This is a genomic window from Thermoplasma sp., assembly GCF_008709555.1.
Classification (GTDB): Archaea; Thermoplasmatota; Thermoplasmata; order Thermoplasmatales; family Thermoplasmataceae; genus Thermoplasma.
This window is the reverse complement of the sequence record NZ_VYIJ01000032.1, coordinates 7,589-7,875: the sequence shown is the minus strand read 5'-3', so window position 1 is coordinate 7,875 and position 287 is coordinate 7,589. Positions and strand designations below refer to the sequence as shown.

The window sequence follows — 287 nt, the reverse complement described above, 5'->3', positions numbered from 1 at the left end:
ACAGCTCCAGAGTTGGCCTGAGATCTTCCAGGGTCTCCATAAGTTTTCCAAGATCATCTTTCTTCTCTGCCATTTCAATCATCTGCTCCCGTATGTCGATGAGAGGAAGTTCACCTCGTACAGGTCATGCGCAAAGCGGAAGAGCGGGTCGTTTCCGATCATCCGGCATTCCGGGAATTTCACGTTTGGATCCGTGAGCTTTCCTGCCAGATCACAGTAGGAGAAGACGCCAGAGCTGCCAGTCGCTATTATGCACGCGGCAACCTTGTTGTATTCCATGAACGGTG

At 51.2% G+C, this 287-nt stretch carries 1 pseudogene; it reads right to left on the bottom strand.

The annotated features are described in order from the left end of the window. Positions 1 to 78: 78 nt before the first annotated feature. A pseudogene (locus tag F6Q11_RS07370) lies at positions 79 to 287 on the bottom strand (NAD(P)/FAD-dependent oxidoreductase); the annotation flags it as partial.